At 73.6% G+C, this 12698-nt stretch carries 10 protein-coding genes and 1 pseudogene; 7 read left to right on the plus strand and 4 right to left on the minus strand.

Translation table 11 applies throughout. From position 1 onward, the window contains the following. Nucleotides 1–290: 290 nt before the first annotated feature. Entirely contained in the window at nucleotides 291–1688 is a 1398-nt protein-coding gene (locus tag ACFW2E_RS25115) for a DNA-3-methyladenine glycosylase 2 family protein (RefSeq protein WP_384469338.1), read from the plus strand. Beyond that, nucleotides 1685–2185, plus strand: coding sequence for a methylated-DNA--[protein]-cysteine S-methyltransferase (locus ACFW2E_RS25120; protein ID WP_384469330.1), 501 nt, complete (start codon nucleotides 1685–1687; stop codon nucleotides 2183–2185). The genes ACFW2E_RS25115 and ACFW2E_RS25120 overlap by 4 nt, the downstream gene beginning before the upstream one ends. Here ACFW2E_RS25120 and ACFW2E_RS25125 read toward each other — a convergent pair. Next, nucleotides 2182–2548, minus strand: a pseudogene (locus ACFW2E_RS25125) (PPOX class F420-dependent oxidoreductase). The gene ACFW2E_RS25120 and the pseudogene ACFW2E_RS25125 sit on opposite strands and share 4 nt — an antisense overlap. A 323-nt stretch (nucleotides 2549–2871) precedes the next feature. On the opposite strand from ACFW2E_RS25125, the gene ACFW2E_RS25130 reads away from it, so the two are divergent. After that, nucleotides 2872–4107, plus strand: a complete 1236-nt coding sequence (locus tag ACFW2E_RS25130; RefSeq protein ID WP_384469331.1) for an SGNH/GDSL hydrolase family protein — start codon at nucleotides 2872–2874, stop codon at nucleotides 4105–4107. A gap of 4 nt (nucleotides 4108–4111) precedes the next feature. Here the strand turns inward: ACFW2E_RS25130 and ACFW2E_RS25135 are convergent, their stop codons facing one another. Both ACFW2E_RS25135 and ACFW2E_RS25140 read right to left on the minus strand, forming a co-directional pair. After that, entirely contained in the window at nucleotides 4112–4594 is a 483-nt protein-coding gene (locus ACFW2E_RS25135) for a DUF456 domain-containing protein (protein ID WP_384469332.1), read from the minus strand. A 48-nt stretch (nucleotides 4595–4642) separates the two neighbouring features. Continuing rightward, nucleotides 4643–5626 carry a helix-turn-helix domain-containing protein gene (locus ACFW2E_RS25140; RefSeq protein WP_384469333.1) on the minus strand — a complete coding sequence of 328 codons (984 nt, stop codon included), beginning with the start codon at nucleotides 5624–5626 and terminating at the stop codon, nucleotides 4643–4645. A gap of 343 nt (nucleotides 5627–5969) precedes the next feature. On the opposite strand from ACFW2E_RS25140, the gene ACFW2E_RS25145 reads away from it, so the two are divergent. The 3 genes from ACFW2E_RS25145 (at nucleotide 5970) to ACFW2E_RS25155 (ending at nucleotide 10056) form a co-directional block, all read left to right on the plus strand. After that, nucleotides 5970–7403 (plus strand): protein phosphatase 2C domain-containing protein, encoded by a 1434-nt coding sequence (locus tag ACFW2E_RS25145; protein WP_384469334.1) that lies wholly within the window; start codon nucleotides 5970–5972, stop codon nucleotides 7401–7403. 75 nt (nucleotides 7404–7478) lie between these two features. After that, nucleotides 7479–9221, plus strand: coding sequence for a pyruvate dehydrogenase (locus tag ACFW2E_RS25150; RefSeq protein WP_384469335.1), 1743 nt, complete (start codon nucleotides 7479–7481; stop codon nucleotides 9219–9221). A gap of 406 nt (nucleotides 9222–9627) precedes the next feature. After that, on the plus strand, nucleotides 9628–10056 hold the full coding sequence (locus ACFW2E_RS25155; RefSeq protein WP_384469339.1) for an ATP-binding protein: 429 nt from the start codon (nucleotides 9628–9630) through the stop codon (nucleotides 10054–10056). Nucleotides 10057–10112: 56 nt separating this feature from the next. On the opposite strand, the gene ACFW2E_RS25160 is transcribed toward ACFW2E_RS25155, so the two are convergent. Further along, nucleotides 10113–11156, minus strand: coding sequence for a DUF2637 domain-containing protein (locus ACFW2E_RS25160; protein WP_384469336.1), 1044 nt, complete (start codon nucleotides 11154–11156; stop codon nucleotides 10113–10115). A 482-nt stretch (nucleotides 11157–11638) separates the two neighbouring features. Between ACFW2E_RS25160 and ACFW2E_RS25165 the strand changes: the two genes are divergently transcribed. Next, nucleotides 11639–12439: a GntR family transcriptional regulator gene (locus ACFW2E_RS25165; protein ID WP_384469337.1), complete on the plus strand. Its 801-nt coding sequence runs from the start codon at nucleotides 11639–11641 to the stop codon at nucleotides 12437–12439. The last annotated feature ends 259 nt before the right edge of the window (nucleotides 12440–12698 follow it).

Here is a 12698-nt window from a genome sequence, read left to right on the forward strand (position 1 = left end):
GCGCTGTGGCTCGCGCGGTGGGCCCCGCCGGCCGCCCCCCCCGGGGCCGGCGAACGACCCACCGCCCCCCCCGGCGGACGAACACACCCAAGGGGCCCCGAACCCCCCCGCCGCCGCCGCCCCGCCCCCCCCCGGCGGGGGGGCCCCCGCGCCGTGGTCTCGCGGGGGTGGGGCCCTGGGGGGGGGGGCCCCCGGGGGGCTCCCGCCCCCGCACCCCCGCTCCGGCCCGAACCTGCGTGTCCGTTTTCCGCCAGACCGATTCGGTGTCCGTCACCCACACTGGAAGCGTGATGGACGAAGACACCAGGTACGAGGCCGTGCGGAGCCGGGACGCCCGGTTCGACGGGGAGTTCTTCTTCGCCGTCGAGACGACCGGGATCTACTGCCGGCCCAGTTGCCCGGCGGTGACCCCGAAGCGGCGGAACGTGCGGTTCTTCGCCACGGCCGCCGCCGCGCAGGGCTCGGGGTTCCGGGCCTGCCGGCGGTGTCGCCCGGACGCCGTGCCGGGCTCGGCCGACTGGAACGTCCGCGCCGACGTCGTGGGCCGGGCCATGCGGCTGATCGGTGACGGGGTCGTCGACCGCGAGGGCGTCGCCGGGCTCGCCGCGCGGCTGGGCTACAGCGCGCGGCAGGTCCAGCGGCAGCTCACCACGGAGCTGGGCGCCGGTCCCGTCGCGCTCGCGCGTGCCCAGCGGGCGCACACCGCGCGTGTGCTGCTGCACACCACCGACCTGCCGATCACCGAGATCGCGTTCGCCGCCGGATTCGCCAGCGTGCGGCAGTTCAACGACACGATCCGGGCCGTGTACGCCTCGACACCGACGCAGGTACGGGCCGCCGCGCCCAGGGAACGAGGCCTGCGCAGGGCGACCCCGGGCGCGGGGATCCCGCTGCGGCTCGCGCACCGGGGGCCGTACCAGTCCGGTGCCGTCTTCGACCTGCTCCGGCGCGAGGCCGTGAGCGGGGTCGAGGAGGTCGGCGGGGAGCCCGGCCGCCGTACCTACCGGCGCACCCTGCGGTTGCCGTACGGCACCGGGATCGTCGCCGTCGAGGAGCGGACGGGGGCCACGGCCACGGGGACCGCCGCACACCCCGGCGGCTGGCTCGACGCCCGGCTGCACCTCACCGATCCGCGGGACCTGACGACCGCCGTGCAGCGGCTGCGCCGGCTGTTCGACCTCGACGCCGATCCGTACGCCGTCGACGAGCGGCTCGGCGCCGACGAGCGGCTCGCTCCTCTGGTCGCCGCCCGGCCGGGACTGCGCTCGCCCGGCGCCGCCGACCCGGCGGAGCTCGCCGTGCGCGCACTGGTCGGGCCGGCGCAGGCCGAGCGGCTGGTCCTGCGGTACGGCAAGGCGCTGGACGCCCCCTGCGGCAGCCTCACCCATCTCTTCCCCGAGCCCGCCGTCCTCGCGGAGGCCGAGCCGCACGGCACCCTGGGCGCGCTGGCCGCCGCGCTCGCCGACGGAACCGTACGGCTCGACCCGGGCGCCGACCGGGACGACGCCCAGGCGGCGCTGCTCGCCCTGCCCGGCATGGACCCGGCCGTCGCCGCCACCGTCCGGGTCCGGGCCCTCGGTGACCCCGACGTGGCGCCGCCGGGCGAGGACGTGCCCGACGGCTGGCGGCCCTGGCGTTCGTACGCCGTGCAGCACCTGCTCGTGGAAAAGGAGTTGGAGTCGGCATGATCCCCCTACCGACGACGTACTGGACGACCGCGGAGGGGCCCCTCGGCCCGCTCCTCCTCACCGCCGACCCGGACGGCGCGCTGACCTCGCTCTCCGTGCCGGGGCAGAAGGGCGGCCGTACCGTGCTGGACGGCTGGCGTCGGGACCCCGGCCCCTTCCGGGCGGCCGAGGAACAGCTCGCCGCGTACTTCGCCGGTGAACTCAAGGAGTTCCGGCTGGACTTGCGGAGCGACGGCACGGAGTTCCGGGAGCGGGTCTGGGCCGCCCTCGACTCCGTCCCGTACGGCGCGACCACGACGTACGGAGAGATCGCCGCGCGGATCGGCGCCTCCCGGGCGGCCGTACGGGCCGTCGGCGGCGCGATCGGCGCCAACCCGCTGCTCGTCCTCCGCCCCTGCCACCGGGTGATCGGCGCGGACGGCTCCCTGACCGGCTACGCGGGCGGGCTCGACCGGAAGGTGCGGCTGCTCACCCTGGAAGGGGCGCTCGGCGGTTAGTCGTCCAGCCCCCAGCTGTGCACCCGGCGGCGATGGATCCGGATGACCTCCTCGCTCATGTGCGGCCCCAAGTCGTGCGGGCCGAGCAGGAGTTCGGCCTCGCCGCGGATGTCGATGCCGCGGACCTTCCACGGGCGCGTGCTGACGATGTCGTCCACGACGAGCGCGACCTTCGGGTTCTTGCGGAGATTGCGCCATGTCTTCGTGGCACCCATCGAGTACCCGCCGATCAGGATCGTCCCGTCCTGCGGGAAGAAGCCCACCGGAGTTCGCCTGCGGCTGCCCGTGCTCGTCGACGGTGGCCATCCGCCCCAGCCGCTGGGACCGCAGACGAGCGCGCTCGGCCTCGCTGAATTCGGTCATGACGCCAGCCGAACACGTGCGGCGGCCCGGCACATCGGCTGTCGGTCCCAGGCCCTGTCGGCGAATCCCCGCCTGTCCCGCGACGCCATGCACGCTCCCCCGGGCCCTCGGCCTTGCCCGAACAGGGGGACCCCATGACGCCGCCGGGCCCGGCCTTCGGGCGGACGGCGGGGATGCGACGACAGGACCCAGGGCCGTCGGCCTGCTCCGGACCGGTCCGGCTGGGCCGTGCGGGTGTCCCGTACGGTGATGTTCCCCCGACACCTCCCGCCCGTGTGTCACGGTCGCCTCCTGCGGGCCAACGGGGAAGGGCGGGCGCACACATGGTCAGCCGCGGACGGGTTCTCGCACTGCTGCTCCTGCTGCCCGTCGGCACGACGGCGATGGCGGCGCCGAGTGCGACGGCGCACACCGCGTCGACCCCGACGCCCACGGCCACGGCGGGACGGGCGGCGCCCGGCCCGGGCCGCTGGACCGGCACCTGGGAGACCGCCCCCTCCGGGACCGCCCCGGCGCTCCCCGGTGCGGCCATCCGCAACGTCGTGCACATCAGTGTCGGCGGGACGGCCGTGCGGATCCGGGTGAGCAACCGGCTCGGCAGCGGGCCCCTGACACTCGACGCGGTGACGGTCGCCCTGCGGCGGGCCGACGGCCCGGACGCCGTGCCCGGCTCGATGCGCACCGCCACCCTCAAGGGCGCCCGGACCGTCACCGTGCCGCCGGGCCTCGACGTGCTCACCGATCCGGTCCCGCTGACCGTTCCGGACGCCGCCGACCTGCTCGTCACGGTCCGCACGCCCACCGACTCCGGCCCGGCGACGTACCACCGCACGGCACTGCAGACCAGCTACGTGGCCCTGGACGGCGCGCAGCGGGCCGACGACGAGGACGGCACCGCCTACACGGCCATCACCAGTCGCTGGTACTACGTCACCGGCGTCGACGTGCGCGGGGAGGCCGCCGGCAGTGTCGTGGCGTTCGGCGACTCCCTGACCGACGGCAACGGTTCCACCGCCGACACCAACCACCGCTGGCCGGACCGGCTCGCCGAACGCCTGAACCGCTCACGGCTGGGTGTCCTGAACGCGGGTGTCGCGGGCAACCGGCTGCTGCGGGACGGCGTCGGGCCCAGCGCGCTCGCCCGGCTGGACGCCGACGCGCTGTCCCGGGCCGGGGTGCGCGCCCTGATCGTCCTGGAGGGCATCAACGACATCAAGGGCACGCCGGAGGCGAAGGACGTGGCCGAGTTCGAGGCGGCGTACCGCGAGATCGTGGCCCGGGCGCACGAGCACGGGGTCCGGGTCGTCGGGGCGACCCTCACGCCGTACGGCGGCTACACCGCCTTCACGGCGGCCGGCGAGGAGGTGCGGCGGAAGGTCAACGCCCTGATCCGCACGGGTGGTGTCTTCGATGCGGTCGCCGACTTCGACGCGGCCGTCCGCGACCCGGCATCGCCGGAGCGGATCCGGCCCGGGTACGACCCGGGCGACCACCTGCACTTCAACGACGCGGGGATGCAGGCGCTGGCCGCCGCCGTCGCCCCGGCCACCCTGCGGTGAGGCGTCAGCCCCACAGCACGGCGGCCAGCCACGCCCCCGCGATCAGCAGACAGGCGAACAGCTCCGCCAGCACACTGGAGCCGCCCGAGCGCATCGTCGTGCGCAGCGCGGCCATCGCCTCCGCGTGGCGGCCGAGACGCAGGCGTTCGTGGAGGTAGATCCCGGCCATGAATCCGGGGATCGCGCCCAGCACGGGAAACAGGACGAAGCCGAGGAAGGCACCGGCGCCCGCGTACACCCGCATCCGGGGGGTCGCCCCGCTCTCGCGCAGCCGCCGGGGCGGCAGCGCCCACCGCACCACCTGGGCGAGCAGCAGTAACGCGGTGGCGCCCACCAGGACGCCCCACGCCACCGGCCGCGGATCCTTCAGCGCCCACCACAGGACCGCGGCCCACACCAGCCACGACCCCGGTACGCCGGGCACCAGCACCCCGCACAGGCCGAGCAGGATCACCAGCCCGACCAGCAGGAGCTCCCGCACCTCCATCTGCCCAGCGTGCCGGAGCACGCGTGAGGGCGCAGGCCGGAAAAGGGGTCAGCGGTCGTCCCGGGCCACCCAGCCGCGCTCGTAGGCGTGCCAGCCCAGCTGCAGCCGGGTCGTCACCCCGGTCAGCTCCATCAGCCGCTTGACCCGCCGCTGCACGGTGCGCAGACCCAGGTCGAGCTGCTTGGCGACGCTCGCGTCGGTCAGCCCGGCGAGCAGCAGGGACAGCACCTCGAGGTCGGTGCCGTCGGGGCCGTCCGGCTGACGCTCGGTGACCCCCTGCGTGCCGAGCCGCAGCGGCAGCGCGTCCCGCCACACCGACTCGAACAGTCCGGAGAGCAGCTCCAGCAGGCCGCTGGCGTGCACGACGAGCGCGGCCGGCTCGGCGGAGCTGGTGAGCGGCACCATGGCCAGCGCGCGGTCGGCGATCACCAGCTTGGTCGGCACGCGGTCCACCACCCGCACCCGCTCGTCACGGCTCAGCGCGGCGGTCAGCTCGGCGATGCCGTCCGGCAGGTCGAGCACCGACCGCTCGACGACCACCCGGTAGCGGACACCGCGCCCGGCCGCCTGTTCCTCGGCATCGTTGTCCACGCCGGAGACGACCACCGGGTCGCCGGTGACCAGGGCGCAGACCTGGTCGCTCGCGCCCAGCTGGAGCTGGAGGAAGCGCTGGGCGACGGCCGGCGCGCCGGTCACCACCTCGACCAGGTCGTGCACCGCGGGCTCGGCGGCCGCCGCCCGGTACTCCTCGGCGAGCAGCGCCGCCGCCAGTTCGGCCTTCTCCAGCTCGTGCCGCTGCTGGGTGAGCAGCGCGCCCAGCGCCACGCCGGGCGGTGCCGCGACCCAGCGGCCGGGACGCGCCGACGACTGGGCCGCCAGGCCGTGCCGCTCGAGCCGGCGCAGGGCGCGTTCGGTGTCGTGCTCGGCCAGGGTCAGGCGCCGGGCGAGATCGGGCACGTCCGCGGCGCCCACGGACACGAGCGCCCGGTAGGCCGACTCGTGCGTCTCGTCCAGCCCTATCGCTGCCAGCATCAGCGCTCGTCCCTCCCCTGAGATCAAGACCGCGCCGCGGACGGCCGTGGCGGAAATCGGCCACGGCGCGAACCCGCCTCGGCACATCATCGCCGTACCACCGGTCACTCTGCCAAGGTGGCGTCACCGGATAGTTGATCATTGCATCGTCTCCGGTGTCACCGGGCGGTCCTCCCGTGGGGGGTGGGGCCGCCCGGCGGCGTGTTTCGGCACCCATCCCGTATCGCCTTGCTTCGTACGGCAGTTCGTGGCATCCCTCGGCACGGCGTTCGAGGCCGGAAGACGCGCCGGATTTTCCGGATGCCCCGTTTTCATACGGGCCGTGCGGTGGACAATTAGGGGCATGAGCCAGCAGGGGGGTAGGCCCACCCGTCACGAGGACGACTGGTGGGGGCAGCTGTACGACGACTCCACCGAGGACACCGGGCCCACGACGACGGCCGAATCGCTGGACGACAGATTCGCCTCGGCGGCGGGCACGGTGGACGCGGGACCGCACGCGGAGCCGGAGGAGGGTCCGCCCGACGCGGCTCCGCCCGTGGAGGCCGCCGTCCCGCTACAACGCACACCCACCGCGCCGGGCGACGGACCCCCGCGGCGGCGCGGCGGCTGGGAACCCCCGCCGGGCGAGTCCCAGCGGCCCGTGGCCTTCCCGCCCGGCCCCAAGCCCCCCGGCTTCACGGAGCTGCCGGACCGCACACCCGCCGCGCCGCCACGACCGGTCACGCCGCCGGCTCCCGACCCGGGCGGGCCGGACGGCCGAACCGCCACTCACCTCGACCTTCCGGCCGTACCACCACCCGCCGCCACCGTCGACTACGTCGGCTCCGGGCCGCCCACCTACGACGCCGAGCCCACGGCGCTGCCGGCCGCCGACCCGGACGAGCTGGACGATCTCGTGGGGGACACCGTTCTCGACGGGGCCCGGTACGGGCCGTGCACCCTGCGGGCCGTGTCCGCACGGGGGGACTCCGCGCGGTACCGGGGAGAGCCGCGCCGCGACTCGCTGCTCACCGCGCGGTTCGGGGCGGGGGAGCAGGCGCTGATCCTCGTGGCCATGGCGACCGGAGCACGGGCCACGCCCGGGGCACACCGCGCGGCGGCCGAGGTGTGCCAGTGGATCGGGCGGGCCGTGGGGCGCAGTCACCAAAGGCTCGTCCAGGACATCCGGGCCGCCCGGCGCGGCGACCTGAAGTCCGGACTGCACCGGCTCACCGACCGCAGCCTGGGCAAGCTCCGCGCCAGCGCCGACGAGCAGGGCGTCGACCCGGAGGAGTACGCGGCGACCCTGCGCTGCCTGCTGCTGCCGGCCGACCCGGAGTGCCGTACGCGCGTGTTCTTCGGCGTCGGCGCGGGCGGGCTGTTCCGGCTGCGCGGCGGGGAGTGGCAGGACATCGAGCCGCGGGTCACGGCCGCCGACACCACCGGCGACGCCGTGGTCGGGTTCGGGTCGCTGCCCGCGGAGACCCCGGAGGGCGACCGGCTCACCATGGACCTGGGGATCCCGACGCCGCCGAGTCCGTACGAGCCGGCGCCGGAACCGCCCCGCGAACCCTTCCGGTTCCGCGCGTCCGTCGCCCGGCCGGGTGACGCGCTGCTGATGTGCAGCGGAGGCCTGGCCGACCCGCTGCGCGGCGAACCCGCTCTCTGCGCCTACCTGGCCCGGCGCTGGTCGGGCGGCACTCCGCCGGGTCTGGCCGCGTTCCTCGCGGACACCCAGGTGCGCGTGAAGGGGTATGCCGACGACCGCACGGTGGCCGGCGTCTGGGAGGCGTAACCGCGCGCGCTGTGAATTCATGGACCTCGAAGGGCCCGGACGCCTACACCGCGGACGAAGGGGCATGCGAGAGCCATGGCCAAGCAGAACGTCGCCGAGCAGTTCGTCGACATCCTCGTCCGCGCGGGCGTGCGCCGCATGTACGGCGTGGTCGGCGACAGCCTCAACCCGATCGTCGACGCCGTCCGCCGCAACTCCGCCATCGACTGGATCCACGTGCGGCACGAGGAGACGGCCGCCTTCGCGGCGGGCGCGGAGGCCCAGATCACCGGGAAGCTGGCGGCCTGCGCGGGCTCCTGCGGTCCGGGCAACCTGCATCTGATCAACGGGCTGTTCGACGCCCACCGCTCGATGGCCCCCGTGCTCGCCCTCGCCTCGCACATCCCCTCCAGCGAGATCGGCCTCGGCTACTTCCAGGAGACCCACCCCGACCGGCTGTTCAGCGAGTGCAGCCACTACAGCGAGCTCATCTCCAGCCCCAGGCAGATGCCCCGGCTGCTGCAGACCGCCATCCAGCACGCGGTCGGGCAGAGCGGGGTGAGCGTGGTGTCCCTGCCCGGTGACATCGCGGACCAACCGGCTCCGGAGAAGGCCGCCGAGACCGCCCTGGTCACCTCCCGGCCCTCGGTGCGCCCCGGCGACGCGGAGATCGACCGGCTCGTCGAGATGATCGACAGGGCCGAGAAGATCACGTTGTTCTGCGGCAGCGGCACGGCCGGCGCGCACGCCGAGGTGATGGAGTTCGCCGGGAAGATCAAGTCGCCGGTGGGGCACGCGCTGCGCGGCAAGGAGTGGATCCAGTACGACAATCCGTACGACGTCGGCATGAGCGGTCTCCTCGGGTACGGCGCCGCCTACGAGGCCACCCACGAGTGCGACCTGCTGATCCTGCTCGGCACCGACTTCCCGTACAACGCGTTCCTGCCCGACGACGTGGCCATCGTCCAGGTCGACGTGCGGCCCGAGGTGCTCGGGCGCCGCTCCCGGCTCGACCTCGCCGTGTGGGGCGACGTGCGCGAGACCCTGCGCTGTCTCACCCCGCGGGTGCGGCCCAAGGGCGACCGGCGCTTCCTCGACCGGATGCTGAAGAAGCACGCGGACGCGCTGGAGGGCGTCGTCAAGGCGTACACCCGGAAGGTCGAGAAGCACGTCCCGATCCATCCCGAGTACGTGGCCTCCGTGCTCGACGAACTCGCCGCGGAGGACGCGGTGTTCACCGTCGACACCGGCATGTGCAACGTCTGGGCCGCCCGCTACATCTCGCCCAACGGCCGGCGCCGCGTCATCGGCTCCTTCTCGCACGGCTCGATGGCGAACGCGCTGCCGATGGCGATCGGTGCCCAGTTCACCGACCGCGGCAGGCAGGTGGTGTCGATGTCGGGGGACGGGGGGTTCTCCATGCTGATGGGTGACTTCCTGACGCTGGTGCAGTACGACCTGCCGGTGAAGGTCGTCCTGTTCAACAACTCCTCGCTGAGCATGGTCGAGCTGGAGATGCTGGTCGCGGGGCTGCCGTCGTACGGCACCACGAACACCAACCCCGACTTCGCGGCCGTGGCCCGCGCCTGCGGGGCCTTCGGGAGCCGGGTCGAGAAGCCCAAACAGCTCGCCGGGGCGCTCAAGGACGCCTTCAAGCACCCGGGGCCGGCCCTCGTCGACGTGGTCACCGACCCCAACGCCCTGTCCATCCCGCCGAAGATCAGCGCCGAGATGGTCACCGGGTTCGCCCTGTCCGCCTCGAAGATGGTGCTGGACGGAGGTGTGGGGCGCATGCTGCAGATGGCCCGTTCCAACCTACGAAACGTCCCACGCCCCTGACGAGGGTCGGCCGGCCCTCGGACCGCTGGAATCCGGCCAGTTTCACAAGGTCTGCAGAATCGTCCCTGCGGACGATCGACGGCCCCGGTCCTGCCGTGGGTGCGGCCGGAACGGCAGACCGGAATCGGTAGGCCCTTGACGGGACGCCCGGGGCGGCGTACGAGGTGCCCCGCGTCCGGAACCGGCGCCCGACGACCCTCGAAGCCGGGCCGAATCGCCCTTCAATCGTGGCCGAAGAGCTGGTTGTTGACATTTCGACATGACTGCCCCCGTGCGGACGGGGCATGGATCCCCGTGAACGTGTTCGATCAGGAGGGGTTCCGGCAACAGCGTACGGGCGGGGGTCATGGAGAGGCAGGCGCGAGGGGGCGGTCCCGTGGCAATCGGGGCCTCCTCGGCGAACGCAATGGGGGAAGAGACCGTCAACGTCAACGTCACGGAACCGGCGCACGCCCCGCAGCTCCGGCGCAGGCTGGGGCGGGCCGATCTGCGGGAGGTCCCCGCGGCGCGCAGGGCACTGCGCGAGCTGCTGCGGCACTGGGGAAAGCCGGGGCGCTCCGAGATAGCCGAACTGCTCACCAGCGAACTCGTCACCAACGCCATCGTCCACACCGACGACGACGCCGTACTGACGGCCGTCGTCGGACCGCGCGGACTGCGCGTGGAGGTGCGGGACTTCGTCGCCCGCAGACCCAGGATGTGCGTACCGAACGCCGACGACGGCACGCACGGCAGGGGCCTGGTCCTGGTGCAGTCCCTCGCGGACGCGTGGGGCGTACGGGCGCACGGGGTCGGGAAGTCGGTGTGGTTCGAACTCGACGCGGAAGCCGCGTGAACGGGACGGGGGCGTGACCGTCCAGGTCACGCCCCCGTCCCGGGTGGTGTCCGGTCCTAGCCGAACTGCTGCTCGAGATCCTTGAGCTTGCGCTCGAGGGAGTCGAGCCGCGGCAGGGCCATGGTGTCGTCCTCCGCGGTCAGGTCGACGGTGATCGGGTCAGACCCTTTGCGGACGGGCTGAAGGGAGGGCCGAGAGCGTACGGGCAGCTGTTCCGGCGCGGATATGGCAGGCTCCGCGGTGACTTGCGAGGATCCGCGTTCGACCTCGTGGACGTCCATCTGCCGGCCCGCGCCGCGGCCGACGAAACCACGGTGCCCGCGGCTGATCGCCTTGAGCTGGGCACGCTCGACCCGCTGCTGTTCGCGGCGGCGCAGTCGCTGGTCCTCCTTCTGGCGCTGGTCCTCGCGCACCTCCTCGACCGCCTCGTCCAGGCTGCGCACGCCCTCCAGGAGCATCAGCGACCAGGCCTTGTAGGTCTCACGCGGGGCCCGCAGCCAGCGCACGATGCGGATCTGCGGCAGCGGACGCGGTACCAGGCCCTGCTCACGCAGCGCGGCCCGGCGGGTCTGCTTCAGTGCGCGGTCGAAGAGCACCGCAGCCGACAGGGACATGCCCGAGAAGAACTGCGGCGCGCCGTCGTGGCCGATGCCCCGGGGCGCGTGCACCCAGTTGAACCAGGCCGCGGCACCCGCGAACGTCCACACGAGGATCCGGGAGCCGAGGGCCGCGTCGCCGTGGCTGGCCTCGCGCACGGCGAGCACGGAGCAGAACATGGCCGCCCCGTCGAGGCCGAACGGGACCAGGTACTCCCAGCCGTCGGTGAGGCCGAGGTTCTGCTGGCCGAAGCCGACCAGGCCGTGGAAGGAGAGTGCCGCGGCGACCGCCGCACAGCAGAACAGAAGGACGTAGGAGGCGGTGCCGTATATGGCCTCCTTGCGCCTGCGGCGCTCCTCGCTGCGCTCCCACGAGTCGTCCGCGCTCGCGTCCTTCCCCGAGGAGCGCTTACCGCGCGCGAGCACCGCAACCGCCGCCAGCATGCCCAGGAGAAGTACGGCGCCCGGAAGCAGCCAGTTCAGCGATATGTCGGTCAGTCTCATCTGGGGTCCCTTGCATTGGGATAGGGCGTAACGCCCGCCATAGTGGCCCAATCCCACCGGCCCTCAGGGGGTTTCGGGGCAAGAGGCCGCCAAGGAAGTGCAAGGGGATGCCCAGGGCGGCGTTCTGCTCGAACTGCCGCTTGAGGGGCGGGAGTTGAGTTCGAATAAGACTACCCGTACGGATGGTTCCACGGAAAGTTCCCGCGACAGGTGAGGAAGTTGTGAATCGCCTGTCCCCGTAGGGGTGTTCCGGTCGCGGGCGATCCTAGTGGATGCGGGGCCGGGTCCGGATCGTGTCGGGGCGCCAGGAGGCGGGTTCGAACTGGATGCCGGGTCGAGATGACGAAGACTGCAAGGTAAGCCTTACCTTATTTGATTCGTTCGGAATTTGAACTGTTGCCTCCTGCGCCTATGGTGCTTGACGGAGAAGTAACAACCCGCCGTTAATAACCCAAGTGCCGACAACCCGGAGGAGGACCCCCGTGAAGCAGGGCGCACACGGCTCCGCCGGTACGGGGATCCCGGATCACCCCACCGCCCCGCCCCGCGTGCCCGCGCAGCCGCGCGCCGCCGACGTGGCCCGCGAGCGCGACACCTCGACGCCCTCGGCCCGGGGCGAGCACACGCACAGTGAGCGGCCGATTCCGCAGCCCCGCGTCGTCGTGCAGCGCTCCTCGGTACGCGGCCAGATCGTCGACGCGCTGCGCACCGCGCTCGTGACGGGGGAGCTGAGGCCCGGCGAGGTGTACTCGGCGCCCGCACTCGGGGACCGCTTCGGGGTCTCCGCGACGCCCGTGCGGGAGGCGATGCAGCAGCTCGCGCTCGAAGGCGCGGTCGAGGTCGTGCCGAATCGCGGATTCCGGGTGGTCGAGCGGGGGACCCGGGAGCTGGCCGAGCTGGCGGAGATCCGCGCGCTGCTCGAGGTGCCGGTGATGCTGCGCCTCGCCCGTACGGTGCCGGCCGCGCGGTGGGCCGACCTGCGGCCGCTCGCCGAGGAGAGCGTGCGGGCCGCGGCCTCCGGCTGCCGCGCCACCTACGCAGAGTCCGACCGTGCCTTCCACAGCGCGGTCCTGTCCCTCTCCGGCAACGAGCAGCTCGTCCAGATCGCCGAGGACCTCCACCGCCGCTCCCAGTGGCCCCTTGTCGGCGGCCCGGTTCGCCACGGCCGCGCCGACCTGGTCGCGGACGCGGCCGAGCACACGGCACTCCTGGACGCGCTGGTCGCCCGCGACCTGGACGTGGTGCGGGCGCTGGCGGGGGAGCACTTCACGGGCGCGCCCTGACTGACAGGGTCCGGCCCCGGCCCGGGGACATGGCCCGGTGGGCCGGGAGCGCCCCTGACGCACTTCGCGCCGACGAGCGGGGGATCGGCCTGGAGGGGTGCTCGGCGGCCCCGCGGAACCCGGTGGCGGCCCGGTCCTTCACGGCCGCCGCGGAGCGCACGGCACCGCTGGACGCGCTGATCGCCGGTCCGGGGGCCCCCCCGCGCGGGGGGGGGGGGGGGGGGTTTTACTCACAGAGAGACCCCCACCAGCGGAGAAA

Origin of the sequence: Streptomyces sp. NPDC058964 (assembly GCF_042741275.1) — a bacterium.
In the GTDB taxonomy this organism is placed as follows: Bacteria; Actinomycetota; Actinomycetes; order Streptomycetales; family Streptomycetaceae; genus Streptomyces.

Excerpts from the sequence above, each read along its gene's own strand:
- ACFW2E_RS25115 (WP_384469338.1), top strand. The coding sequence starts at position 291 with ATGGACGAAGACACCAGGTACGAGGCCGTGCGGAGCCGGGACGCCCGG.
- ACFW2E_RS25120 (WP_384469330.1), top strand. The coding sequence starts at position 1,685 with ATGATCCCCCTACCGACGACGTACTGGACGACCGCGGAGGGGCCCCTC.
- ACFW2E_RS25130 (WP_384469331.1), top strand. The coding sequence starts at position 2,872 with ATGGTCAGCCGCGGACGGGTTCTCGCACTGCTGCTCCTGCTGCCCGTC.
- ACFW2E_RS25135 (WP_384469332.1), bottom strand. The coding sequence starts at position 4,594 with ATGGAGGTGCGGGAGCTCCTGCTGGTCGGGCTGGTGATCCTGCTCGGC.
- ACFW2E_RS25140 (WP_384469333.1), bottom strand. The coding sequence starts at position 5,626 with ATGCTGGCAGCGATAGGGCTGGACGAGACGCACGAGTCGGCCTACCGG.
- ACFW2E_RS25145 (WP_384469334.1), top strand. The coding sequence starts at position 5,970 with ATGAGCCAGCAGGGGGGTAGGCCCACCCGTCACGAGGACGACTGGTGG.
- ACFW2E_RS25150 (WP_384469335.1), top strand. The coding sequence starts at position 7,479 with ATGGCCAAGCAGAACGTCGCCGAGCAGTTCGTCGACATCCTCGTCCGC.
- ACFW2E_RS25155 (WP_384469339.1), top strand. The coding sequence starts at position 9,628 with ATGGGGGAAGAGACCGTCAACGTCAACGTCACGGAACCGGCGCACGCC.
- ACFW2E_RS25160 (WP_384469336.1), bottom strand. The coding sequence starts at position 11,156 with ATGAGACTGACCGACATATCGCTGAACTGGCTGCTTCCGGGCGCCGTA.